Below are 23999 nucleotides of genomic sequence, written 5' to 3'. Positions count from 1 at the left end.
GCGCAGGTCAGCCTGGTTGGCTTTTCAAGCGAAATCGGCGCGGCGAGAGGCAGCCCGGTGGTCGCGAGCCCGAAATGCTCCAAGGAGCACGACCTAGTTCGACTCGCCGTCCGCGGAGTCGTCGGAGTCGTCGGAGCCCTCAGCGGACGCGGAGGACGAGGAGGACGCGGCCTTCTTGGTGACGCGGCGCTTCTTCACCGGACGCGAGTAGTCGACGAGGGGCTCCAGACGGGCCTCGTGCTCCTTGAAGCAGTCGGAGCACGCGTCGACCTCGCGGACGACACCCTCCCAGGCGAACTGGATGACCTCAGTCGCCTCGACCTTCTCCTCGCTGACGGCGTGGGGATCGCAGTACTTGAGCGTGAAGACCTCGGTGACCACGGCGGGGATTTCCCTTCGGTATCGCGTGAACAGAGCGGACCCATTAATCATACACCTGTACGAAAGCGCAAACCGGCTGCATGCCGGATGTGCCGTCACGGGTTCGGGGTCGCCCCGAAGCCTAGCGAAGATTCGGGGGCGCGTGCGCCCGCCTCCGACGGGCGTGCCCGGGGTGACCAGGGGGTCCGCGCGGATGCCGCGTCCGCGTCCGCGGGCGCCGGTGCGCGCGGGTTCTGCCGCGCGCACCGGCGGGACAGGGGCCGCGATCGAGTGGCCGTTATGGCACCGCGTGTTTGCCTTCCGGTTCTTTGTCTGTTTCTCGAATCGCTTCCGCGCCATTGTCGAGAACCGATTTGTGCGTTTGGCGAACACGGCGCCGGGTGCATCGCTAGGGTATTGCCCCATCCGGGAGAAAGCGCCGCGTTCGGCCGTTCCATCCGGACGGACCCGTGGCGGCGCCCGCGCCGCGCACACGGGGAACGGCGGACGCCGTGGGGGAGCGGCGTCCGGAGAGAGGGAGCAGGGGGAGGGCCGTGGTCGAGTACATGGAGGGTGTCCACAGAGGGCGTGTCGGCGTCCGGGGGGAGGGCCCGCGACCGGGGGGAACCCGGTCCGCGGCGGAGCGCCGGCGCGCGCGGGCCGAACGCACGCGCGCCTGCGAGCGCGTGTCGGTCGACCCGCGTTTCGTGAAACTCCGAAGGCGGTTCGCGCTCCAGTCGGGGCTGCTGGTATCGGCATTCCTGGTCAGTTACCTGTCCTATCTTCTGCTCTCCGCCTACGCCCGCGATTTCATGAGCAGGCCGCTCACGGATTCGGTGAACGTGGCGCTGGCCATGGGAATCGGGCAGTTCCTGTGGGTGTTCGCCCTCGCCTGGGCGTTCGGCCGTTTCTCCGAGCGCTCCCTGGACCCCCTCGCGCGGGAGATCCGCGAGGAGGCCCGCGGTGAGGAGGCCGCCGACGGGACGGCGGCGGGCCGATGAGCGCCGCCGCAGCGGTCTCGGGCGGTGCCGTCACGGGGGACGGCACCGCCCCGGTGCCCGCCGGGGTGGCGGCGGTCACGGAACCGCCCGGGGCCGCCCCGGCCGTGGCCGCCGACCCCCTGGACGCCCTGGGCAGCGCGCTGGGGGGCCAGTTCGGCGTCGCGCACGCCTGGACGGTGGGTCTGTGCGCCCTGTTCGTCCTGGTCACCCTCGCCATCACGGTCCGCGCCAGGCGCACCACCCGGGGGGCGGTCGACTTCTACGCGGGCGGGCGCGGCTTCTCCAGCGCCCAGAACGGGCTCGCCCTGACCGGCGACTACCTGTCCGCGGCCTCCTTCCTGGGCATCGCCGGGATGATCTCCCTCCAGGGCTACGACGGCTTCCTCTACTCCATCGGCTTCCTGGTGGCCTGGCTGCTGGTGCTGCCGATGGCCCAGCTGGTGCGCAACACCGGCCGCTTCACCATGGCCGACCTGCCCGCCTTCCGCATGCGCCGGATGCGGGTGCGCCTGGCCTGCACCGTCTCCACCGTCACCGTGTGCGTGTTCTACCTGGTCGCGCAGATGGTCGGCGCCGGAGCCCTGGTCGCGGTCCTGCTCGGCCTGCACGACGGCGGGACCTTCCTGGGGATGAGCGCCGGGCAGGCCCGCACCGGCGCGATCGTGCTCGTGGGCGTGCTCATGATCGTCTACGTCATGTACGGCGGTATGAAGGCGGCCACCTGGCTCCAGATCATCAAGGCGGTCGCGCTGCTGGCCGCCACCGGGCTGCTCACCGCCCTGGTGCTGGCGCTGTTCTCCTTCGACCCGCGTGCCCTGCTCGGCGGGGCCGCCGAGGCCAGCGGGCACGGACAGGCCTTCCTGGAACCGGGGCTGCGCTTCGGGGTGGAGGTGCCGGGCGACCCCGCCCGGACCCTGTTCAACAAGCTCGACCTCATCAGCCTCGGGCTGGCCCTGGTACTGGGCACGGTAGCGCTGCCGCACATCCTCATCCGCTTCTACACCGTGCCCGACGGCCGGGCGGCGCGCTCGTCGGTCAACCGCACGATCGTCATGGTCGGGGCCTTCTACCTCATGACGCTGGCCCTGGGCTTCGGCGCCGCGGCGCTGGTCGGTTCCGAACGCATCGCTGCCATGGACCCCTCGGGCAACACCGCGGTGCCGATGCTCGCCGAGGAGGTGGGGCGGCTGACCGCCGGTCCGGCGGGCGCGGCCGTGCTGCTCGCGCTGATCTCGGCGGTCGCGCTGGCCACCATCCTCGCCGTCATCGCCAGTCTCACCCTGGCCTCGTCCTCCTCGATCGCGCACGACCTGTTCGGCCACGTCCTCATGTGGGGCAGGCCCCGCGAGTCGCAGGAGGTGGGTGTGGCGCGTCTCTCCGCCTGCCTGATCGGCGCCGTGGCCATCGCGCTGGCCGTGCGGGCCCAGGACATGAACGTGGCCTTCCTCGTGGGGCTGGCCTTCGCCATCGCGGCCGCGGCCAACCTGCCGGTCATCGTGCTCACCATGTTCTGGCGCCGCTTCAACACCAGGGGCGTGGAGTGGGGCGTCTACGGCGGGCTGTCCGCCACCCTGCTGCTCATGCTGCTGTCCCCGGTGATGTCGGGTAGGACCGACCCCGTCACGGGGGAGAACCTGTCGGTGCTGCCCGCCTGGATCGACATCCAGCTCTTCCCGATGGAGAACCCGGCGATGCTGGCGGTGCCGTTCGGCTTCGCGTGCGCGGTCGTGGGCAGCCTGCTCTCGCCGGAGCGCGACACAGCGCGCTTCACCGAGCTGCAGGTGCGCTCCCTGACCGGGTGGGGCGCCGAGCGGGACTGAGCGGTGGCTCCGGGGCGAGGGGTTCCGGGTGGACGGGCCGGGGCGGCGGGACCGGAGTGAAGGACCCCGGGTGAGGGAGCCCGGGCGGCGGGTCGGGGCGGGGGAGTCAGTCCCTGTCGGGCGCCTCGGCCATGGCCCGGGCCGCCTCGTGCAGCAGCTCCGGGATCCGGGGCGCGTTGCGGGCGACGCGGTCCCAGTCACGGGCGGTCCGGTCCAGGAGCTCCCGCGTGGTCGGCTCCCCGTCCCCCTGTCGGGCTTTGCGCCTGTCCTCCCTGCGGAAGGAGGCGGTGAACGCCCAGAAGGCCGCCGCCACCACCGGGCGGAACACGCCGCGGCCGCGCACGTCGAGCACGGCCTCCACGGCCCAGCGGCCGTCGGCGGAGACGGAGGGGGACAGCCAGGCGGTGACCTCGGCCAGGGAGTGCGTGGCCCGCACCCGGGCGGGGGGAGTGTCCCCGCCCCGCGCGGCGGCCTCGTACCAGGCGCCCGTGTCCACCTCCAGGGTGCCCTCGGCCGACCGCAGCCAGGCGCCGCGTCCGGGCAGCCGCACCCGTGCTTTCCAGGTGAGCAGCCCGGCGGGGGCGTCGTGGGTGACGGTCCCCCACGTCACGGGGTCCTCCTGCGTGCCGACGGTGTCGGGCATGGCGAACTCGGCGGAGGTGGTGCCCGCCTCGTCCCAGGAGACGAGGGTCAGGCCCGTGCCGCTCCAGCCCTTCTCCTCGTCGTCGGCGGGGTCGAGCGGGACGCCCTCGGGGGACAGTTCGGCGATGAGGTAGTGGCTGCGGGGCGCGAGGTGGCGCCCCCTTTGCAGTTGGAGGGCGGGCTGGCTGGCCGCCACGGCCAGCTCGTCGGCCTCGGCGGGTGTGTCGGCGTCGCCCTCGCGCAGATCCTCGGCGGCGCGGCGTTGCTCCTCGCGCAGCCGCCGGGCCTCCTCGCCGTCGAGCAGTCCGAGTTCGTCGGCCCGCTGCTCGAGGCGTGCCTGGGCCTGCGCGTCAGGGGTCAGCAGCCAGCCGCGGCCGTCGAAACGGCAGCTCCTGGCGACCTCGTGCAGGGCGGCGACGATCCGCTCGACCACCTCCCTGTCCACTGCGGTGATGTCGAAGGTGTGGCTCAGGCGCGGCACGGCGTCTCCGGGGTCGTGGTGCGGTTCACGTCTGCGCGGCGGCCAGGGAGCCGCGCCTACGCGTGCCAGCGTACGCACCCGCGACGCCCGCCGGGGTCCGCGGGGACGTGCCGGAAACCGGAGGGCCGACGTGCCCGCGGGGGCGGGCCGGAGGGCCGACGCGCCCGCTGCGGGCGGGGCGGACGGGCCCGCCGTCGGCAGCGTCGCGGTGGGTTGTCCACAGCCGTGATCGAACACTTGTGCGCCCCCTCGCCGTCTCGGCACAATGGCTGACATGACCAGGTACGTCGCGCTGCTGCGCGGAATCAACCTCGGCGCGCACCGCCGCGTCGCCATGGCCGACCTGCGCTCCCTGCTCGTCGGGCTCGGCTACGGCGACGTGGCCACCCACCTCCAGAGCGGCAACGCGGTGTTCACCGCCGAGGGGACCAGACCCGACGCCGTGGCCCGGCGGGTGCGAGGCGCCGTCGACGCCGGACTCGGGCTCGACGTGCCGACCGTGGTGCGCACCGCCGGGCAGTTGCGCGCCGCGGTGGAGGCCAACCCCCTCCCCGTCCCCGACCCCGCCAAGTTCCTCGTCCTGTTCTGCTCCGGTGCCGTGGACGCCGCGGGACTGGCCGCGCTCGACCTGTCCGCCCGCCCGCGCGAGCGCATGGCGGTGGTGGGCGACCAGGTCTACACCCACCACGAACTGGGGCTCAGACACGCCAGACTCCCCGACCTCGTGGCCCGACACGTCGACGGGACGGTGACGGGCCGCAACTGGCGCACCGTGCTGCGCCTGCTGGAGATGACCGAGGCCTGAGCCACGGGACCGGGGCCGCGCGTGTCCCGAGGGCTCGGCACTGTCCGAGAGGAGTCCTCGGCGGCGCGCACCTGCCGCCGCCGCGACCGAGTGAGGGGGTGGTGCCCGTGCCGATGCGGTGGACCGTGATCCTGCGGGATCTGGCGGACACGGCGCGGCCGATCCGGCCCGAGGACTGCCACGGACTGCTCAACCGCTGGTGGCCCCAGTCCCAGGAGGAGCACACGGCAGCCAAGCGGTGGGCCATGAACGGGTGGCCCTCGCCCCTGGGCGACCGGCTGCACCACTGGACCCTCACCTGGCTGGACGACGACGCCCCGCCCCCACTGGTACCGGAGGAACTGGTCGGCGACCCCCAGCGGATCGGTGACCATCTACTGGTGCCCCTCTCGGTCACCCGTACCTTCGACCGCACCTACACCCAGATGCTCACCGAGCCGCGCGGCCCGTCCGCGGTGCGCTCGGCCGCGGTGCGCAGCCGGACCCCCATCGTCATGACCACCCGTGATGCCGCCGGTGAGCGCATTCCGCACATCTGGCCCACCCCGCGGCGCCTCTTCGGCGCCGTGCACCGTTCGGGCGGCGGGATCGTCGGCGGCAGCGGGGCCGTGGGCGCGGTGGCCCGCTTCGCGCGGTCCGCCCTGGCCGAGCCCTGGCTGGAGCTGGTGTTCGGCGGGCTGGCCCTGGTGCGCCGCGAACCCCTGCCCGGCGAGGAGGTGCGGCTGGCCGAGCACCAGCACGCCGACAACCGCACCGTGCTCGGCTGGCACGGCGGGCTGAGGCTGGACCTGGCCGGGGGCGAGCGCCGCCACGCCGACGCCTTCGCCACCCTCCTGGAACTGCTGGAGCTGACCGGAGTGGGCAAGTACACCGCCCAGGGATTTGGATCCGTGCGGGTGGACACGGTGACCAGCGGCCAGCTGTCCGCCCAGGTGCCCGCCCAGCGCCCCCGGCGGACCCCGCGCCGGGTGCCCCGGCGCGCCCCGCAGCGCGTGGGTGAGACCCGGGCGCACGCCGTCGCCGAGACCGAGGAGTTCGGGGGCGCCCTGTTCGACTGATTCCGCTGACCGGGGCCGGTGCCGCACCGGTGTCCGGCCCGGCCGTCGGCTCCCATCCCGTGGACGGGGGTGGGAGCCGACGACGTGCGCTCACGGTGAGGGGGCGCGCTCCCGCCCGGCCCGGTCCGCGCCCCGGTCGCGCAGGGCGCGGGCCAGGCCGCGCAGGTGCGGCACGAGGTCCTGGGGGGTGAGCGGTGCGCCGCTCGCGGCGGCGGGGACGGACGTGTCGCGTCCTGGTGGCGCGGTCGTCTCGTGCGTGTGCGGGGCCATCGGGGAACCTTCCGTACCGGGGCGTGCGTGCACTCAGCTCTCTCGGACAGCGCCGCGCTCCCGGGGTGAGGGGCCCACGGGGAGGAGGCCGCCGCGCCCGGCCGGACGGCGCCGCGTCCCGGAATCGGGCGCGTCGTGCCGGGGCGGGGGAGGACCCCGTTGACCCGGACTGGTATCGCTTGGTACTGGTGTGTGCCGTGCGGCACCGTCCGAGAGAGGTCAGCAGGCGCCGCACGGTAGCGCCGCGTCCCCGCACGTCCCGCCGATGGAGGAGCCCGACACGGTGACCTTCGCCCCCGAGCAGCACCGGCCCCCCGGTGCCCCGACGGAACCGGGGGGAACACCGTCCAGCGGTGTGGTGGTCGGTGTCGACCTGCGCGGCATCCAGGCCTACGTGTACAGCGGGCGGCGCATCCTGGACGCGGTGGGGCGCGCGGCCCTCGTCGCGGAGCTCACCGACACCTCCGACGCCGAGCACGGGATCGCCGACCTCGTGCCTCCGGGCTGCGTGGTGCTGCGCGACGCCGGAGGGGCGTTCACCGCGGTCTTCCCCGACGCGGCCTCGGCGCGCGGGTTCACCGCCCGCTACACCCGCAGGCTGCGCGACCGCGCCGCGGACCTGACCCCCGTGGTCGCGCACGTGGCCTACGGCTCCGAGGCCGAACACGCGCCCGAGGGTTCGGTGACCGTCGCCGCGGAGCACACCGACACGACGGCAGCCGCCGGGGCGGACCGCCCGGGGGCCGTGGACCCGCGTGAGGCCGCGGGCGCGTCACCGGGGGGCGCGCGATCGTCCGGAGGCGGTCGGACACGGCGCCCCGCGGGGGTGGACGAGGCGCTGGCCCTGCTTCCGGCGCGGCTGCGCGAGGCGCGGCGGCACATGTCGGCCCTGCACACCCCCGCCCACGGGTACGGGATCACCGCCGTGTGCTCGGTCAGCGGCGGCCCAGCCGAGTCGGTGGACAGCAGCCGCGCCCAGGACGACCACGCCGACGTGCACGAGCGGGTGGCCGCCGACGTCGCCCGGGCCCGGGGGATCGGCCGCCGCTGGCACCGCGCCCACAGCTCCGCCTGGTTGGCCGGTGCCGCCACCGCGGCCGGAGCCCCCGACCTGACCCTGCCGATGGAGGTGGACCGCCTGGGCCGCGACCACGGCGGCCTCAGCCGCGTCGCGGTCGTCCACATCGACGTCAACGGCCTGGGCGCACTCCTGGGCGAGTACCGCGAACGCGCGGGGGACCCGGCCGTGCCGGGTTCGGGCGCCTTCGCCCAGCGCCGCCTGTCCACCCGCATCGCCGGACTCACCGAGGGGCTGGCCCGCGTCCTGGTGCGCGCGGTGGCGGCCACCGTCCACGCCGGGCCCGGTCGGCGCCCCGTCATTCCGGGAACCGGCGCCGCCGCGCCGATCACCCTGCACCACGAGCCACCCGGGCCCGTGGCCCTGCCGGTCCGCCCCGTCGTGGTCGCCGGAGACGACCTGACCGTGCTGTGCGACGCCCGGCTCGCCCTCAGCCTGGTGCGCTACGCCCTCGACTGGCTGGACGCCGACCCCGCGCGCGTCGGCGACGACCGCGACCCCCGGGTGGGGCTGCACCGCGCGCTCGCCGAGGCCCACGGCGACCGCCCCGGCGGCGGCCGCACCGTCGTCGCGCCGGACGGTGCGGCGCACACCACGTTCGTGCCCACGGTCGGGGTGGGCGTGGCGGTGCAGCCGGTCGGCGCCCCGCTGTCGCTGGGCTACGACCTGTGCGAGGCGATGTGCCGCCGCGCCAAGCAGCACCGCCTTCACGTCGCCGAGGCCGAACCCGGGGCCGGTGACGAGCACGCCGTGGCCTGGACGACGCGCCTCGACGGTGTCGGGCGGGTGCTGCGCCGCCTGGACCGGGCCCGCCAGGCACCCGTGCCGCGGACCTGCCTGCCCCTGACCGGAACCGGGTTCGCCCGATTCCTGGACCGGTACCTGTTCGCGACCGCCCCGGGCAGCCTGCTCGCCGACGGGGACACCCGGCGGCGGGGCTGGCTGGTCTCCGCGCTGGTCCCCCTGCTGGAGTCGGGGGCCGATCCGGGGCCCGAACTCGCCCGCCGCGCCCGCGTGACGGGCGGACCCGTCGACCTGCCCCGCGGTTGGACGCCCGGCGGTCTGCTCGACGCGGTCGAGGTGATGGACCTGCACCTGGACCCCGGGCTGGCGGCGGCCCTCGAACCCCACCACCCCCAGTGGCGGGCGGGAAGCGACGGCCCGCGTGCCCGGGCGGTCCGCCCGCAGGGCGCGTCCCGGTGAGCCGCCCGGACCGCGTCACCGTGCACCTGGCCTCTCCGGCGCTGTTCGTCGGCGCCAGCGCGGACGGCACGGGCGCCGACACCGACGTGGTCACCGACGAGCACGGCCTGCCCTACCTGCCCCGACACCGCCTCGCCGCGCGGCTGCGCGCCGGAGCGGTCAGCGCCCTGGCGGTGGCGCCCGGCCTGGCCGGGGCCTGCGACGAGGTCTTCGGCCGGGGGAGTTCACACGGCGCGGACCGGATGCTGCGGGTGGGCCACGCCGTCCTGGGCGACGGGGTACGCGCCGCGGTCGCCCGCGCGCTCGCCGGTCGAGCCGAACCTGTGCGCTCCACCCTGCGCCGCGCGGTCACCGACGCCTACACGACCCTGGAGTCGGGCATCGCGGTGGGCCCGGACGGCGCGCCCGAGCCGGGCCGCCTGCGCACGCACCGGACGCTCCTGCCGGGGCTGACCCTCACCGCCGCGCTGACCTGGGCCTCCCCTCCGGGGGAGGAGCACTGGCGGCTGCTGGCCCGCGCCTGCCTGGCCACCACCCGCATCGGGTCGAGGGGCACGCGCGGCCGGGGCCGGGTGGACGTGCGCCTGGCCGGGACCGGAGGGAGCGACCCGCACGCGGTGACCCTGCGCCTGGCCGCGCCCGTGAACGGCGGCCGGGAACGGGAAGGTACACCCCCATGAGACCCCGTTCCCCCGGTACGGCGATGCCCGGCCCCACCGCCGCTCCGGCAGGGAACACCGTCGCGGGCGCGGATCCGGTGTCGGCACGGACGCCACGGCGCGGCACAGGACCGCACCGGGACACGGAGGGAGGCACGTGAGCGAGTTCGCGGTGAGCGGTTACCTTCCGCTGCGCTACGTCCTGACCGACACCCTGGCCGTACGCACCTCCTTCGACCCGCTGCGCGTGGACTCCGAGCACTCCGTCAGCGGCCGCGCCCAGCGCGGTATGCTCGCCGCCGCGCTGCGGCGCGCGGGCCGCGACCGCGAACTCCACGACTGGGTGGCCCGTGGCGAACAGGTCCGCTTCGCCCCCGCCCACCCCCTTCTGGAAGCCGGGGCCGCCCACCCCGCCCCCGCCCACCTGTACACACCGGGCAAGGACGGCGACACCACCGTCGACGCCTTCGGGCCCACCGACCCGGCCACGCCCTACCGCGCGGTCCGCGACCCCCTCACCCCCGACCGTTCCCTGCGCGCCGCCGTGCGCACCACCGCCGAGCAGTACCTCGGCCGCCCCCGTACCGGCGACGCGCCCCGGGGCGTCCCCTTCCTCACCACCAGCATCGACCCCGGCCAGGTCTTCGAGGCCCGATGGCAGCTGCGCGCCCCCGACCACGCCGCCCTGCGGGCGCTGGCCGAACGCGTCACCGCCTTCCTCACCGAGGCCGACGGCACCCTCACCCTCGGCTCCGGCGGCACCCGCGCCCACGGCGGCGTCCGCGTGGCCCCCGCCGACCCCGACCGCCTCCTGTCACCCGACCGCGTCGAACCCGCGGGCCCCCGCTCCTGGGCGGCCGGATCCCCCTTCGACCTGCTCCTGCTCTCCCCGGCGCTGCTGGTGGGGGACGACGGCCAGCACCGCCCGGCGCACCTGGTGCCCGCAGTGCTCGACCTCCTGGCCCGGCGCCTGCCCGGCGCCCGCGCGCGCGTCCTCGCCAGCCACGCCGAGGCCGGGCTCGTCGGCGCCTACCACCGCGGCTACCACGGCCCCATGGCCCAGCGCTGGGCCGCCCGCCCCGGCGCGGTGGTCCGCCTGATCCTGGACCGCGACCTGGACACCGAGCGGGTCCGCGACCTGGAGGCGCATCCCCTGGGCGAACGGGTCGTGGACGGCCACGGCCAGTTCACCCTGCTCTCCCCGCCGCCTCCCGGCCCCGAACCCCTCGCCCCGCTGGCCGCCCCCCTCGCGGGCCGCGCGCCGGGCACCGTCGCCCTCCCCGACGGACGCGCCGTCCCCGCCGTGGCACCCTTCCCGCAGGAGGAGGACGGCCAGCTGCGCGCCCTGTACGACGCGCTCCTGTGGAACGCCGCCGCCCAGCCCGTCCGTGACCACGCCCGCGCCCTGGCCCGGGGCTCCGCCCGCTGGCTCGCCCCGCTCACCCCCAGCCTGTTGGGCCGCCTGCGCGAGGTCGTCACCCATCCCCACTCCACCCCCGAGGACGCCCTGGCCGCCCTCGAACGCACCGTCTGCGGCCGCGTCCCCGGACACACGAGCACTGCGGGCACCGCGGGCACCGCGGGCACCCACAAGGTCCTGCACGACCGGGCCGTGCGCGCCCTGGACCGGGCCCGCCTGGCCCGCCCCGGCCGCGACAGCCCCGTCACCGTCCGGTCCTGGCTGGGAGGCCTGTCAGACGGAGCCGAGGCCTGGTGGCGGGACAACCGGCCCGATCCCGTGTACGGCCCCGCCTACGCCCGGGCCGTCGCCGCCGTGGACCTCTCCCTGCCCGACGGCCTGCCCCCCGGCGACCAGGGCCTCTCCGCCCGCGCCCGCGACTGGGAGCGCCGCGCCGCCGCCCGCCTCGCCCTGGCCCTGGTCTCCTCCTGGCTGGCCGAGGCCGCCCGCCTGCCGCGCGCCGAGCAGGACGGGGGAAGCCCTGGCGGGGGAGGCCCCGGGTGAGCGGCGAGCCAGGCCCGCCCGGGCTGCTGTGGGAGATCACCCTGCGGCTGTGCCTGCTCTCCGACACCCATGTCGGGGCGGCCCGGGCCACGCCCCGCCACGCCGCCGGAAGCGACGTGGACCTGTACGTGGACCGCGACCCGGCCACCGGCGCGCCCCGCCTGCGCGCCACCACCCTGGCCGGGCTGTTGCGCCACGAACTCGCCGCCCGCACGGGCGACCCCGACAGCGTCCGCGCCCTCATGGGCTCGGCGGAGTCCGACGCCGCGCCGGGCGGGGAGGAGGCCGCCACGAGCGCGCTGGACGTGGACGACGCCCGCGCCGAACTCCCCGAGGACACCGCGGTCGCGGTCCGCACCGGCACCCGGGTCGACCCGGCCGCGGGTACCGTCCAGCCGGGCCGCACGTGGCAGTGGGAGATCCTGCCCGCGGGCACCGTGCTCACCGCGCACCTGCGCCTGCACGTCCCCGCGCCGGCCGACGAGGCCCGCCTGCTCACCCTGCTGCTCCTGGCCTGCGACGGACTCTCCGGGCCCGGCGGTTCCGGCCCCGGCATCCGCGTGGGCGGACGCACCGGCCGCGGCTACGGCGCCGTCCGCGCCACCCACTGGGCGGCGCGCCGCCACGACCTCACCGACGAGCGCGGCTGGTTCGCCTACCACGCGCGCTCCTGGGCCCGGCGCTGGGAGGAGGGTGCCGACGCGCTCGCCGACGCCCCCGCCGACCTGGCCACCGCCCTGACCGAGGCCCTGCGCGCCCGCGGGCGCGGGGCCACCGCCGCCCACGCGACCGCCCGCGCGCACCGACCCGACCGTCGCCACCGCGCCGAACTCCACCTGACCCTGGCCGTCGCCGAGCAGCCCGACCCCACCGCCCCGCCGCCGCGCGAACCCAGGCCCGGCCTGCTCATGGTCGGCGACGTCCCCGTCCCCGAACGCCTGGGCGAGGTGGACCGGGCGCACCGCCACCGCCCCGCCGTCACCGACCCGGACAAGGCCGCCGTCCACCCCGCCCCGGTCCTCGGCGACACCGCGCTGTTCGCCCTGTTCAAGAGGATCGGCGGCCGACTGGTCCGGGACGCGGCCGAACACCTGGGCGCCGGACCGCGCCGATGGCGCGACTGGCACGACCACTGGTGGGGTGCCGACACCGACCGCCGCGGCCTTCCGCGCCCCTCCCGGATCCGGCTGCGTACCGTCCCCGTGCTCACCGGCGGAGCGCCCCTGACCACCACCCGGCTGACCGTGGACTCCCTCTTCGGCGACGCCGTGGACGGCCGCCTGTTCACCACCGACCTGCACTGCGGCGGCAGCGCCGAGGCGGTCCTGGACGTGCGCGAGCCCGACGACGCGGTCCGCGGCCTGCTCGCCCTCCTCGTGCGGGAGCTGGCCACGGTACCCTTCGACGCCCTCGGCGCGGGCGCCGGAAGCGGGAACGGGCGCCTGACCGCGACCCGCGCCCTCCTGGTCACCCACCCCGCGGGCGGAGGGCCGCCGGACACGGTGGACCTGGTCACCGCCCTGTTCGCACCCGCCAGCGCCGACGCGGCCACCGCGCGCGGCTGGCTGGCCGCCCTGCACGCCGCGCTCGCCCCCGAAGCCACGACGGAGGAGCCCAGTTGAACCACGAGCCCCCTCGCCCGCACGGCCTGGCCGTGCGCCGCCTGACCGCCGCCCAGGTCGGCGGAGTCCTCGACGACGTCTTCGTCCGCGGCGTCCGCTGCCGCCTGCTCGACACCGGGACGCCGGACGTCCCCGGCGCACCGGGCCAGCCGCAGTGGCTGCTCGCCGAACTCGGCGACGGCCGCGTCACCGGAGCCTGCCCGGGACCGCGGTGGCGCCGTTCGGACCAGCCGCCCACCGCCCACCTGTCGGCTCCACCCCCCGGCCCCGACGCCGACCGCTGGCGGATCCTGGAGGTCCTGGTGTTCGGCCCGCACGCGCAGATCCGGCTCGGGGAGGGCGCCGAGGCCGGGTGGATCAGCGCGGACGCCCCCGGCGACCTACCGGAGGAGTTGCGCCCGCGCGACCGCTCCCTCCTCCTCCAGGGCTGGAACGGCGCCTCCCACAGCCGCACCCTGGACGGCGAGGGTCCCCTGTCGGTGACGCGGGAGCCCTCCGGCACACAGGCGGTGCTCCCGGTGGCGTGGACCGACTTCTCCGGCCGCCTCCGCCCCGCGCCCGGCGGCGGGACCGCTCTGGAGAGCACGGGCACCTGGCTGACGGTGCGCGAGTACTGGGCGCAGGACCCCGCCACCGGCGCGGTGGGCGTGGCCTTCCACCGGCTCACCGGGATGCGCACGGGGGTCAAGCCGACCGGACCGGAGTTCGACGTGGGCACCGGCGACGAGATCCGGGGGGAGGGGAAGCCGTGGTGAACCCCGGTGAGATCGCCGCCCGGTTCGGCGACGCCCCGCGCCCGCGGGCGGGGCGGTTCCACGCCACCGCGCCCTACGGCCTGGTCCGGATCGCCGACACTCCCATGCCCGCCGCCGACCTGCACGGTGACCACCCCACCGACGCACTGCTGCGCAGCCACGACCGCACCGTGACGGGCGCCCATTCGGGGTGGATCGACCTGACCCTGACCACGCTCACCCCCACCTTCGTCGGCCAGACCCTCGAACGCGGGCGCGTGAACGCCTCCACCCGCTTCCCGCACGGCGACCGCCACCTGCCCGCCGTCCCCGGCTCGACCCTGCGCGGCCTGGTCCGCAACACCGTGCGCATGCTCACCAGCGGCGAGACCGGCCCGGTCAACACCCCGATGCTGTTCTTCCGCGCACCCGTGCGCATCGACCCCGACAGCGCCGACAGCGCCCTGTCCACGCGCGCCCGCAGGGTCATGGCCCACCAGCACTCCCACTACCGCAGGCGCCGGTCCGGGCTGCGCACCAAGCAGGGGTTCCTGTTCCACTCGCCGCCCGACGGGCGCTGGTACGTGGTCGAGGTCCCCGCCACCGCCCTGTCGGGCGAGCCCGGCCAGGCCCTCAAGGTGCCCTTCACGGTTCTGCGCGAGAGCCTGCGCACCTGGGACTTCGGCGTCGACGACTTCCCCGACCCGCCCAGGAGCAACGCCTACGTCCCCACCACCCACGAACAGCACGGGCGCCTCCAGTACCGGTGGGTGCACGCCGTCCACCTGCCGGGGGAGCGGCGCGTGGCCGCCGTCGCACCCACCGAGGAGGAGGCCCGCGCCTACCTCGACGCCCGCGCCAACGGCGCCCGCGACCTGGGCGGGGGAGGGGTGCTGCGGGCCCTGGTGGTCCTGACCGGGGTCGCCGCGGGTGAGCGCCGCAACGCCTACCTCTTCCCCCGACCCGCCGAACTGGGCGGACGCCTGCGCGTCCCGGACGCCATGGTGGAGCTGTTCGAGTCGGCCGAGCAGGTCACCGGCTACCAGCGCGCCGCCTTCCCCGACACCCTGGGCACGGGCGCGGCCGACCCCGTGCGCGAACCGGTCGCCGGGGCCAGCGGCGGCGGCCTGCCCCGCCGCGGGCTCGAACCGGTCTGGTTCGACCTCGACGCGTCCGGGGCGGTGGTCTCCTTCGGCCGCTCCGGCGGCTACCGCATCGCCGTCAGCGACGACAACCCGGTCCGCCGGGCCCTGCCCGCGCCCGTCCTGGGACCCCAGCACGGCGACCCGGGGCGGGCCGCCCTGGCGGGCCGCACGGTGGACGTGTGCCGCGCCCTGTTCGGCGACACCGACACCTTCGCGGGCGAGGCGGGGGCGTCCAAGGGCCGGGTGTCCTTCGGCAGCGCGCTGAGCACCGACCCCGACCCGGACTACCCCGACGGCGCGGCCCTGCGCGTGCAACTGCTCTCGCCCCAGCGCGGCTGCTTCGCCAACTACCTGGTCCAGGGGCCCGACGCCGCCTCGGGGGACCGGCCCGACATCATCACGTGGTCGCACGAGGGCCTGGTGCGCCTGGGCGGGTACAAGGTCTACCTGCACCGGCACCGCGCCGCCCCGGGCGGACCGGTGCGCTATGACGCCCGCACCCAGGAGGAGCTGGGACTGGCGGTGCTGGCGCCGGGATCCCAGCCCGAACCGCCCCGCGACACCCAGCGCGACATCGTTCCCCTCCGCGATGGCCTCACCTTTCGCTCACGCATCACCTTCACCAACCTCACCGACGGCGAACTCGGTGCGCTGCTGCGCGCCCTGCTGCTGGACAACCCCGTGGACGGGGGCGACCCCGCCGACCCCGAGCACGCGCACAAGATCGGTATGGGCAAGTCGCTGGGCATGGGCAGCGTCCACCTGCGCCCGGAGCTGTACCTGGTGGACCGGCGCGCCCGCGCGCTGACCCTGGACCCGGGCGCCGGGGTCGTGCGCGCCGGGGCGGAGCGGGTCCGGGGGTTCCTGGACGCGTTCGGCGCCGCCCTGGCGGCCAGGCGCCTGCGGGGTGAGCCCGCCCCGGAGCGCTGGCGGGAGGTGGACCAGGCGGTGGACGTGTGCCTGGCCAGCCGGTGGCGCGGCCGCCTGCCCTGGGAGGCGACCGCGGTGATGTCGCTGCGTGAGTTCGCCGAGTACCCGGTGCTGCCCCCGCTCACCCAACGGTTCCGCGACGCCGGATGAGCGCGTCCCCTCACGGGCGGCCGTCGACGGCCTCGGCCAGCGCCTCCAGCAGGTCCGCGCGCAGGTCGGGTTCCTCCTGGGCGCCCGACCACAGCGCCGGGGCGGGCTCCTCCTCCAGCAGCGCGCACAGCAGGGTGTCGAGCGCGCTCTGGGGGTCGGCCTCGAAGTCCTCCCGCGCGGCCTGGGCCCGCTCCGTCAGCTCCCGGGCGGTGCGCTCCAGCCAGGCGCGCTCCCGCGCGCCCAGCACCTCGCGCCGCTCCGAGGCCTCCTCCTCGGGTTCGGGCGCGTCGGGGACGGGGGAGTAGGGCGCGCTGCGTGCCCGTCCCCGTGCCTGCTGCACCAGCCGGAAGTGGACGGGCATGTCCACCGCCATCCGGCCCAGCACGCCGGTGAGCCTGCGGGCGACGTCCTCGCCGCTCATGCCGGGCAGCAGGCCGCGCAGCAGCAGGCGGCGCCGCTGGTCGGGAGTGCGGCCCGCGTCGGCGTCGCGTCCGGAGGCCAGTTCGGCCAGCTTGCGCAGCAGGTAGTCGCCGGTGGCGGTGGAGACCATGGGCGGTTCCCCGACCGCGGTCAGGGCGCGTCCGCGCAGGTCGGCGACGGGCACGGCGCTGCCGTCCTCGGTGAAGGAGACCGCCTCGCCCGGGTGCACGTCCTCGGGCAGGTCGGCGGCGGGGTTGCCCCAGCCCGCGGTGAGCACCAGCATGGCCAGCGCCTCCTGGTCGACCACGTCCGAGGCGACCCGGGACACGTCGCGGCGCTGCGCCCAGCGGCGCGGGCGCTCGGAGAACGCGCAGCGCACCCGGCCGTCGGCGGAGGCCTGCGGGTAGACGCGGCGCAGGTTCTTGTAGGAGCGGTCCCGGCGCACGTCGTCCAGGGCGTCGCGCAGCCGGTGCGCGGCGGTGCGGTCGACGGCGGTGCCGTCGGGCACGGCGCGGCGCATGCGCACGGCGACGACGTCCTCGGGATCGCCTCCGTGCACCGGGCACGGGCAGTGCTCGGCGCACAGGTCGACATAGTCGCAGAACTGTTCGGAGTGACCCGAGCAGCCCTGCGCGGTTCCGTCCGCGGAGCACGGCCCGCACCCCAGGACGCGCGTGAAGGTGCGCAGGAAGGCGGTGGAGCCGAACAACTCCCAGGCGGAGCAGTGGTGCGTGCTCACGAACTCTTCTCCCCGGTGGTCCGGGGCCGGGTCGCTTCCCCAGCCCTCCGGGAAAGCGCGTAAGAGAACGCGAGACCTCAGGTGACACCCCCGCGTCAACGGGAGGTCACCTATCAAATTAGGCCCACTGCGGGGGAAATGTCAATTGTTGGACTCCCGTACCAAGCCACATGAATTCCTATAAACAAGTACAAAATGGATATCAGCAACAATGGCCTCAGTGTTTACGGGCTTTCCGGTCCGGCATGTTCCCCCCGGGGGGTGCGTGCTGTGTCCGAGAGACTGCGGTGAGGGCGCGGCGCCGCCGGTCCTGGCGGTCAGCCCGGCTGGCGGAGGAAGCGAGAGGAACGGAGGTCGCCGGATGCGGGTGGTCAACCTGACGCCGCATGTGGTGACAGTCGTGGACGAGAGGTCGCGCGTCATCCGGCGCTGGCCCAGGTCGGCCCGACCGGCCCGGGTGGAGGCCGTCCGCGTTCCCGTGGGCCTGGAGGTCGCCGGGGTTCCGCTGATGGCCGAGGAGCGCACCCGGGCCAACCTTCCCGAACCGCAGGAGGGCGTGTGGTTCATCGTCTCCTCCGTGGTCGTCTCCGCCCACCCCGAACGCCGTGACCTGCTGGTGCCCTCCGACCTCGTGCGCGACGGCAGTGGTGTGGTCACCGCCTGCCGCTCCTTCGTCGTCAGCGGCGCCCCGGTGCGGCTCGGCCCCCGTCCGCGGGACGCGGAGGCGGTGTCCGAGGAGGCGGTGGGCGCCTAGGACCGACCGGAAGTGTTACCGGTGTGACGCGAGCGTCCCTGACCTGTGATCGGCGGAAAGCGGCGCCGCCGAACCCCGGCGCTGGAGAAACGGAGTCCCACCGCATAGCGTGGTCGTCCGACGCCCCCTCCCGGAACAGGACGCCGTGGACAGCCCCCGTGCCGCCGTCGTGCTCGTCGGACAGAACCCCACCCCCGCGCTGCTGTCCTCGCTCACCCTGCGCGCCGACCACCTGGCCCTGGTCGCCAGCGACGGCACCCGGCCGCTGGCCCGGCGCGTCGCCGCCGCCGTGGAGCGCCTGACCTCCCCCGAGTCGGTGAGCGTGGTGAGCGTGGGGCCCGACCCGCACGACTTCGGCCCGGTCACCGACACCCTGGCCGCCCTGCACCGCGCCAACGGCGGCGAACCCTGGTACCTGGACTACACCGGCGGCACCAAGGTGATGAGCGTGGCCGCGGCCCTGCTGCACGAGCGGGCCCTGCCGCCGGACCGGCACCCCCGCGCCCGCAGCTGGCGCCACTACCTGGACGCGGTCCACGACCGCCTGCGCACCGCCGACGGCTCCCATCCGGGGCGTCCGCTGGTCAGCGACGGTGTCGACCTGCGGACCCTCGCCGGAATCCACGGCGCCCACTGGTTGGAGGACCGCGACCCCGAACCCGTCCGCCTCTTCGTCCAAGGCGGGCGCCAGGCCCTCCAGGCGCGCTTTCCCGACCTGTCCCCGGCCGTACGGCGCGGCGTCGTCGCCGAGGGCCGCGTTCTGTCCCACCTGCTGCGCCACACGCGCCGCCGGTCCGACACCGAGGTCGTCGGGGCACGCCAGGTCGCCGACCCCCGCCACCCCGGGGGTTCCGTCGCCGACTTCGACGCCGTCCTGCGCCACCGCCACCGCGTGCTGTGCGTGGAGGCCAAGACCCGGCCCGAGGACGTCGTCGCCCGGGCCGGGTGGACGGTGGCCAAGGCCCGCCGGGTCTTCGGCACCGCCGTCCAGGTGCTGTTCGTCCACTCCGGGCCCGCGGTCCCCGGGCTGCGCGAGCGCGTCACCGCCTACAACCCGGCGCTGACCGCCCGCAGCGTGCACGTGTGGAGCCTGGAGGACCTGCTGTCCCGGCTGACGTCGTTCGAGGACATCCGCGGGGCCTTCTTCCCGGGCCTGGCCTCCTCCGGCACGGGCGGCCCGGAACCGGTCCGAACGCCCGGCCCGACACCAGGACCTGGCCCGAACGGAGCCCCGGCCTCCGGCTCCCTCCCCGCACCGCCGGAGGCCGCCGATCCCCCGCCGCCCGAATGCCATCCCGTGCCCGGGGACGGGCCCGTCCTGGTCACCTCCCTGGGCGGCAGCCGCCTGGGCACCCTCACCGCCGTGCACGCCCACCGGCCCGCCCGCGCCCTGGTCCTGTCCTCCAGGCAGAGCGTGCGCGACCGGATGCGCGAGTCCGCCGCACGGACCCTGCACGCCGCCGAGCACCCCGAAGCCCCGCCCGCCGACGCCGCCCTGCTCAAGGAGGCCGGATACCGCGACCGGGTCCGCTTCACCCCCGACCCCGTGGACGGGTTCGACGCCGACGCGGTCGCCGCCGCCGCCCACGGCTGGATCGTGCGCGAGCAGCGGGCCGACCCGCCGCCCCCGGTCGTCGCCGACATCACGACCGGCACCAAGGCGATGAGCCTGGGACTGGCCCTGGCCGCCCGCCGGACGGGCGCCTGCGCCACCTACCAGCTGGCGCGCAGGCGGACCGTGGTCTGCCTGACCCACGGCGAGCTGCCCCTGCGGGGCCGCGCCAGCGTCGACTGGCACCTGGTCCTGCCCGGGTACACGCCGATGCCCTGCGACGGTGCGGGAGACGGGAACGGGGACGGTTCGCTGACCGGGAACGCCTGCCGGGCGGCCCGCACCCAGGTGGACACCGCCCTGCTCGACGCCGCCCGCACCGCACTCGTACGCGCGGCCAGCGGCCCGGTCCAGGTGTGGATGGACTCCTCCCTCACCGACCCCGAGGAGTGCCTGACCGCCCAGGAGCGGTCCAGCCTGGTGCTCACCTTCGAGGACCGGGCGGTGGGCCTGACCGCGCCCGGCTGGCGGCGGCGCCGCGACCCCGGCGGGGAGGCGCGCGAGGTGGGCCGGGGCGCGTGGGCGCAGAGCGTGTTCGCCGCCACCGCCCACCTCAGCACGCGCTGCGACGTGGCGGGGACGGTGGTCGCCCTGACCCGGCCGGGAGGCGACGTCAGCCGCGCGGTCGAACTGGTGGACTGGATCGCCCACGCGGACCCGTCACTGGACGGGGAGCCCGGACGGATCGCGTTCGGCGACCCTCTGCGCCCCCTGGTGGCGGTCGCCTCCCCCGGCGCCCTGCCCGCGCTGTTGGACACCGACGTCAGCCTGCTCTGACACGCCGACAGCGCCGCCCCGGGCGTTCGGCCTGGCCGTCTTTTTGCACGTCGGCGAACCTGTTCCGGAGGTTGCACGCACCCCTTCCGGGCAGGATGGGAGGGCAGGCGGACCGGGACGCGGGAACGGAGTCAGCGGTGCGGTGCGGGGTACGTGCCCCCGGACTCGGTGGGCTCATGGCGATGGTGCTGGTCGCCGCCTGCTCTCCTTTCGCCGACGACCCCTTCCTCGGGCAGGACGTCGCCTGGCGGCCCTGCCACGGGAACGCGGAGACCGCCGAACCGGCAGACGGGAACAGCGACCCCTCCGCGCGGGAAGCCCCACCCACCGCACGCGAGACCGAACCGGCCGCGCGCGCCACCGGCCCCGCCGACCGGAAACCCGACTCGGAGTGGCTGGAGAGCCTGGAGTGCGGCACGGTCACGGTTCCCCTCGACCACGACGAGCCCGGCGGGAGGACCCTCGACATCGCCCTGGTCCGCGCCCCCGCCAGCGGCCCGCCGGAGGAGCGCCTGGGCTCCCTGGTCGTCAACCCGGGCGGCCCCGGCGCCTCCGGAGTCCGAGCCCTGGACTCGCCCCTGTTCGGCGACGACGTCCGCGCCGCCTTCGACCTCGTCTCCTTCGACCCGCGCGGAGTCGGAGGCAGCGGCGGCTTCGCCTGCGGGGACCGGTACGCCCTGGTCGAGGCGCGCCAGGACGTGGCCGGTACCGACCCCGGCGACCTGGGCGCAGCCGAGCTCCAACCCCTGGAGGACGCCGCCCGCAGGTACGCCCGGGCCTGCGCGGAGTCCGTGGGGGAGGAGTTCCTGACCCGCCTCGGCACCGTCCACGTCGCCCGCGACCTCGACATCGTCCGCGACGCCCTGGGCGAGGAGCGGCTGAACTTCGTCGGCCACTCCTACGGCGCCCACCTCGGCGCCCTCTACGCCCACCTGTATCCCGACCGCGTCCGGGCGGTGGTCCTGGACGGCGCCGTGGCGACCGGAACCTCCAACGCGCGGGCCGCCGTCGACCAGGTGGCCGCCCTCCAGAGCACCTGGAACACGTTCGTGGCCCACTGCGCCCGGGACGCGGCCTGCCCGTTCGCCGGAGCGGACCGCGCACCCGGCTCCGGCGGATCGGGAACCCTCAGCGAGGCCGACGCCCGGGCGGCCGCCCTTCTGCGCGGCCTCGACCGCGACCCCGCCGAGGCCGAGGGGGTTCCGGTGGACGGCCGCACACTGATGATCATGGTCGTCATGGAGCTGTACCGCGAGGACGGCTGGGACCTGCTCGCCGACCTGTTCACCGCCCTATCCGAGGACGACGCCGAGGGGACCGGGCGCCACCTCGGGAGGCTCTACGACCACACCTTCGGCGCGTACGCGCGCGCGGGCTCCGGCGAGGTCGCGCCGGGAACGGAGCACCAGGACGCGAGCGCGGTGTTCACCGCCGTGAACTGCGCCGACCGCGCCGACCCGGTGACCGTGCAGGCCTACCGCGACGCCGCCGACGAGGCGGCCGACCTCGCCCCGTTGTTCGGACCCGACCCGGTGTGGGACCACCTGCCGTGCGCGTACTGGCCCGAGACGGGAGAGGTCCCCACGGCCACCGCGCCGGACGCGCCGCCGGTCGTGGTCGTGGGCGCCGTCGGCGACCCCGCCACCCCCTACTCCTGGGCCGAGGACCTGGCCGAACGGATGGAGACCGCCACCCTGGTCACCTACGAGGGCGCGGGGCACACCGTCTACGGCACGGGCCGCAGCCCGTGCGTGGACGACGCGGTGGACGCCTACCTGCTCACCGGCGAGGTGCCCGAACCCGGGCTCACCTGCCCCGGCGCACTCGACTGAGGCGCCCCGGCCCTGCGCTCACGCCCGCACCCGAGCCCGTGTACGCGGTCCGGCGCGTACACTCCAGTCATGGCCGATACGCGCGCGGTGGAGCAGGGTCCGTTCCGGACCGCCCTCGTCCTGGGCTCGGCCGCCGCGACCTTCTCGACCGTCAGCCTGTCGACCTCCGTCCTCCCGGCGACGCCCCGCACCGGCCTCACGGCCCTGCACGGCCACGGTTAGCGACCTCTCCACGTAGTTCCGGCCGCCCCCGGAGGCGGTCGCGCCCGCGACCTCCCGCGTCCCGCGGCTCGTCACTCTCCGCGCGCAACGCGCGCCTCTCCGCCTCCGCCCGAGCCCCCTGCCGGGCCGGACCGGGGCCTCCCTCCCCGTCCCGCACCACTCCCCACGCCAGTCGGCTCCGTCGACTGCGCCCGCGGGTGCGGCCGTGCCCACGGCGTCGGCCGCGCCACTCCCGAAGGGACCTCCCGTGAAGCTGAGCGAACTGCTGTACGGCCACGACCACCAGGTACTGCACGGAGACCAGGACGCACCGATCACCTCGGGGCCGTGCCTGGACATCGACCGTGTGACTCCCGGTTCGCTCTACATCGCCCTGCCCGGACACCGCGAGGGCGGTCCCGAGGCACTCGGGGAGGCGCTCGCCCGCGGGGCCGCCGCGGTGCTCGTCGAGGGTTCGGTTCCGGCCGTGGACCGGCCGACGGACACCGGCGCGTGCGTGGTCCGGGTGCCGGACGCGCGGATCGCGACGGCACTGGTCTCGGTGCGCTACCACGGTGAACCGGGACGCGCCATGGACGTGGTCGCCGTCACCGGCACCAACGGCAAGACGTCGGTGTCGTCCATGTACGAGTCGCTGCTGACGCTCTCCGAGGGCGCCCGGGTGGGGGTCATCGGGACCTCCGGGGCCCGGGTCGGCGGCGAACCGATCCCCATGCCGAGGTCCGTGCTGAGCACGCCGGAGTCACCGGACCTCCAGTACCTGCTGGCGTGTATGCGCGGCCGGGGCAGCGACAGCGTCGTGCTGGAGGCGACGTCGATGGGACTGCTCAACCACAGGGTGGACGGCTCCTTCGTCGACGTCGGGATCTTCACCAACCTGACCCAGGACCACCTGGACGACCACGGCACGATGGAGAGCTACACGAGGGCGAAGATGCTCCTGTTCCAGGGCATGTGCCGACGCGCCGTGGTCAACGCCGACGATCCCGTGGGCGCCGCGATCCCGGCCATGATGCCCGGCGCCGTGACCACCTTCGCCGTCGACGCGGACGCTGACTACCGGGCGACCGACCTGGTCGTCGACGCCTCGGGAACGCGGTTCGTCCTGCACCACGACGGCCACAAGTACCCGGCGGCGATCCCCGTCCCGGGCCGCTTCTCGGTGTCCAACGCGCTGGCCGCGGTGGCGGCCTGCCACGTCCTGGGCCACGACCTGGGCGCACTGGTGGACGCCCTCGACCGGATGCCGCAGATCCCGGGCCGGTTCGAGCACTTCGGCACCCCCGAAGGGGTCTCCGTCATCGTGGACTACGCACACTCGTCCGACTCGCTGGACAAGGTCCTGTGCACGATCCGCGGATTCGCCCCGCGCCGGGTGCTCACCGTCTTCGGCTGCGGCGGTGACCGGGACACCACCAAGCGCGCCCGGATGGGTGAGATCGCGGCCACCTACTCCGACCTGTGCGTCCTCACCTCGGACAATCCCCGGTACGAGGACCCGGAGGCGATCATGGACCAGGTCGTCCCGGGCATCGAGGCGGTCGGCACACCCTTCGCACGGGTGGGCGACCGGCGCGGCGCCATCGCCCTCGCCCTGTCCTCGGCCGAGCCGGGCGACGTCGTCCTGGTCGCGGGCAAGGGCAGCGAGACCCACCAGAGCGTCGGCGGCGACCTCATCCCCTTCGACGACATGACGGTCGTGCGCGAGCTCACCCGCGCCTG

Annotated in this window: 19 protein-coding genes; 15 read left to right on the top strand and 4 right to left on the bottom strand. The window is 75.7% G+C overall.

Features of this window, described 5'->3' with window-relative positions; genetic code table 11:
- Positions 1–93: 93 nt before the first annotated feature.
- Positions 94–381, bottom strand: a complete 288-nt coding sequence (locus ACSIH6_RS22130) for a hypothetical protein (RefSeq protein WP_435110228.1) — start codon at positions 379–381, stop codon at positions 94–96.
- Between the two features lie 533 nt (positions 382–914).
- Here ACSIH6_RS22130 and ACSIH6_RS22125 point away from each other — a divergent pair.
- Positions 915–1361, top strand: coding sequence for a DUF485 domain-containing protein (locus ACSIH6_RS22125; protein WP_435110227.1), 447 nt, complete (start codon positions 915–917; stop codon positions 1359–1361).
- Positions 1358–3181: a monocarboxylic acid transporter gene (locus ACSIH6_RS22120; RefSeq protein ID WP_435110226.1), complete on the top strand. Its 1824-nt coding sequence runs from the start codon at positions 1358–1360 to the stop codon at positions 3179–3181. The genes ACSIH6_RS22125 and ACSIH6_RS22120 overlap by 4 nt, the downstream gene beginning before the upstream one ends.
- A gap of 106 nt (positions 3182–3287) precedes the next feature.
- Here the strand turns inward: ACSIH6_RS22120 and ACSIH6_RS22115 are convergent, their stop codons facing one another.
- Positions 3288–4304: a hypothetical protein gene (locus tag ACSIH6_RS22115; protein ID WP_435110225.1), complete on the bottom strand. Its 1017-nt coding sequence runs from the start codon at positions 4302–4304 to the stop codon at positions 3288–3290.
- Positions 4305–4569: 265 nt separating this feature from the next.
- Here ACSIH6_RS22115 and ACSIH6_RS22110 point away from each other — a divergent pair, with 265 nt between their 5' ends.
- Positions 4570–5109 carry a DUF1697 domain-containing protein gene (locus ACSIH6_RS22110; protein ID WP_435110224.1) on the top strand — a complete coding sequence of 180 codons (540 nt, stop codon included), beginning with the start codon at positions 4570–4572 and terminating at the stop codon, positions 5107–5109.
- 113 nt (positions 5110–5222) lie between these two features.
- Entirely contained in the window at positions 5223–6167 is a 945-nt protein-coding gene (locus tag ACSIH6_RS22105; protein ID WP_435110264.1) for a CRISPR system precrRNA processing endoribonuclease RAMP protein Cas6, read from the top strand.
- A gap of 90 nt (positions 6168–6257) precedes the next feature.
- Here the strand turns inward: ACSIH6_RS22105 and ACSIH6_RS22100 are convergent, their stop codons facing one another.
- Positions 6258–6437, bottom strand: coding sequence for a hypothetical protein (locus ACSIH6_RS22100; RefSeq protein WP_435110223.1), 180 nt, complete (start codon positions 6435–6437; stop codon positions 6258–6260).
- A gap of 265 nt (positions 6438–6702) precedes the next feature.
- Between ACSIH6_RS22100 and ACSIH6_RS22095 the strand changes: the two genes are divergently transcribed.
- The 6 genes from ACSIH6_RS22095 to ACSIH6_RS22070 all read left to right on the top strand — a co-directional run bounded on the left by ACSIH6_RS22095 (position 6703) and on the right by ACSIH6_RS22070 (position 15921).
- Positions 6703–8718 carry a hypothetical protein gene (locus ACSIH6_RS22095; protein WP_435110222.1) on the top strand — a complete coding sequence of 672 codons (2016 nt, stop codon included), beginning with the start codon at positions 6703–6705 and terminating at the stop codon, positions 8716–8718.
- Positions 8715–9398, top strand: coding sequence for a hypothetical protein (locus ACSIH6_RS22090; RefSeq protein ID WP_435110221.1), 684 nt, complete (start codon positions 8715–8717; stop codon positions 9396–9398). Before ACSIH6_RS22095 ends, ACSIH6_RS22090 begins: the two co-directional genes overlap by 4 nt.
- A gap of 136 nt (positions 9399–9534) precedes the next feature.
- Complete coding sequence (locus tag ACSIH6_RS22085) at positions 9535–11340, top strand: hypothetical protein (RefSeq protein WP_435110220.1); 1806 nt, start codon at positions 9535–9537, stop codon at positions 11338–11340.
- Positions 11337–12962: an RAMP superfamily CRISPR-associated protein gene (locus ACSIH6_RS22080; protein ID WP_435110219.1), complete on the top strand. Its 1626-nt coding sequence runs from the start codon at positions 11337–11339 to the stop codon at positions 12960–12962. Before ACSIH6_RS22085 ends, ACSIH6_RS22080 begins: the two co-directional genes overlap by 4 nt.
- Positions 12959–13717, top strand: a complete 759-nt coding sequence (locus ACSIH6_RS22075) for a hypothetical protein (RefSeq protein WP_435110218.1) — start codon at positions 12959–12961, stop codon at positions 13715–13717. The genes ACSIH6_RS22080 and ACSIH6_RS22075 overlap by 4 nt, the downstream gene beginning before the upstream one ends.
- Entirely contained in the window at positions 13711–15921 is a 2211-nt protein-coding gene (locus tag ACSIH6_RS22070; RefSeq protein WP_435110217.1) for a TIGR03986 family type III CRISPR-associated RAMP protein, read from the top strand. The genes ACSIH6_RS22075 and ACSIH6_RS22070 overlap by 7 nt, the downstream gene beginning before the upstream one ends.
- 10 nt (positions 15922–15931) lie before the next feature.
- Here ACSIH6_RS22070 and ACSIH6_RS22065 read toward each other — a convergent pair whose 3' ends face one another.
- Positions 15932–17080 (bottom strand): hypothetical protein, encoded by a 1149-nt coding sequence (locus ACSIH6_RS22065; protein WP_435110216.1) that lies wholly within the window; start codon positions 17078–17080, stop codon positions 15932–15934.
- A gap of 361 nt (positions 17081–17441) precedes the next feature.
- On the opposite strand from ACSIH6_RS22065, the gene ACSIH6_RS22060 reads away from it, so the two are divergent.
- The 5 genes from ACSIH6_RS22060 to ACSIH6_RS22040 form a co-directional block, all read left to right on the top strand.
- Positions 17442–17834 carry a hypothetical protein gene (locus ACSIH6_RS22060; RefSeq protein WP_435110215.1) on the top strand — a complete coding sequence of 131 codons (393 nt, stop codon included), beginning with the start codon at positions 17442–17444 and terminating at the stop codon, positions 17832–17834.
- Between the two features lie 145 nt (positions 17835–17979).
- Positions 17980–20223: a PDDEXK family nuclease gene (locus ACSIH6_RS22055; RefSeq protein WP_435110214.1), complete on the top strand. Its 2244-nt coding sequence runs from the start codon at positions 17980–17982 to the stop codon at positions 20221–20223.
- 176 nt (positions 20224–20399) lie between these two features.
- Entirely contained in the window at positions 20400–22055 is a 1656-nt protein-coding gene (locus ACSIH6_RS22050) for an alpha/beta hydrolase (RefSeq protein ID WP_435110213.1), read from the top strand.
- A gap of 69 nt (positions 22056–22124) precedes the next feature.
- Positions 22125–22277 (top strand): hypothetical protein, encoded by a 153-nt coding sequence (locus ACSIH6_RS22045; protein ID WP_435110212.1) that lies wholly within the window; start codon positions 22125–22127, stop codon positions 22275–22277.
- Between the two features lie 247 nt (positions 22278–22524).
- Positions 22525–23999: UDP-N-acetylmuramoyl-L-alanyl-D-glutamate--2,6-diaminopimelate ligase (locus tag ACSIH6_RS22040; RefSeq protein ID WP_435110211.1), on the top strand; the 1475-nt coding region annotated here is incomplete at its 3' end.

The sequence above is a fragment of the Nocardiopsis synnemataformans genome, assembly GCF_965343085.1.
In the GTDB taxonomy this organism is placed as follows: Bacteria; Actinomycetota; Actinomycetes; order Streptosporangiales; family Streptosporangiaceae; genus Nocardiopsis; species Nocardiopsis alborubida.
Note: the sequence above shows the minus strand (reverse complement) of the source record. Positions and strands in the feature narration are given on the sequence as shown.

What these genes read in the sequence shown, in the direction of transcription:
- ACSIH6_RS22095 (WP_435110222.1), top strand. Translation starts at nt 6,703, where the DNA reads ATGGAGGAGCCCGACACGGTGACCTTCGCCCCCGAGCAGCACCGGCCC.
- ACSIH6_RS22100 (WP_435110223.1), bottom strand. Translation starts at nt 6,437, where the DNA reads ATGGCCCCGCACACGCACGAGACGACCGCGCCACCAGGACGCGACACG.
- ACSIH6_RS22120 (WP_435110226.1), top strand. Translation starts at nt 1,358, where the DNA reads ATGAGCGCCGCCGCAGCGGTCTCGGGCGGTGCCGTCACGGGGGACGGC.
- ACSIH6_RS22060 (WP_435110215.1), top strand. Translation starts at nt 17,442, where the DNA reads ATGCGGGTGGTCAACCTGACGCCGCATGTGGTGACAGTCGTGGACGAG.
- ACSIH6_RS22105 (WP_435110264.1), top strand. Translation starts at nt 5,223, where the DNA reads ATGCGGTGGACCGTGATCCTGCGGGATCTGGCGGACACGGCGCGGCCG.
- ACSIH6_RS22110 (WP_435110224.1), top strand. Translation starts at nt 4,570, where the DNA reads ATGGCTGACATGACCAGGTACGTCGCGCTGCTGCGCGGAATCAACCTC.
- ACSIH6_RS22045 (WP_435110212.1), top strand. Translation starts at nt 22,125, where the DNA reads ATGGCCGATACGCGCGCGGTGGAGCAGGGTCCGTTCCGGACCGCCCTC.
- ACSIH6_RS22050 (WP_435110213.1), top strand. Translation starts at nt 20,400, where the DNA reads ATGGCGATGGTGCTGGTCGCCGCCTGCTCTCCTTTCGCCGACGACCCC.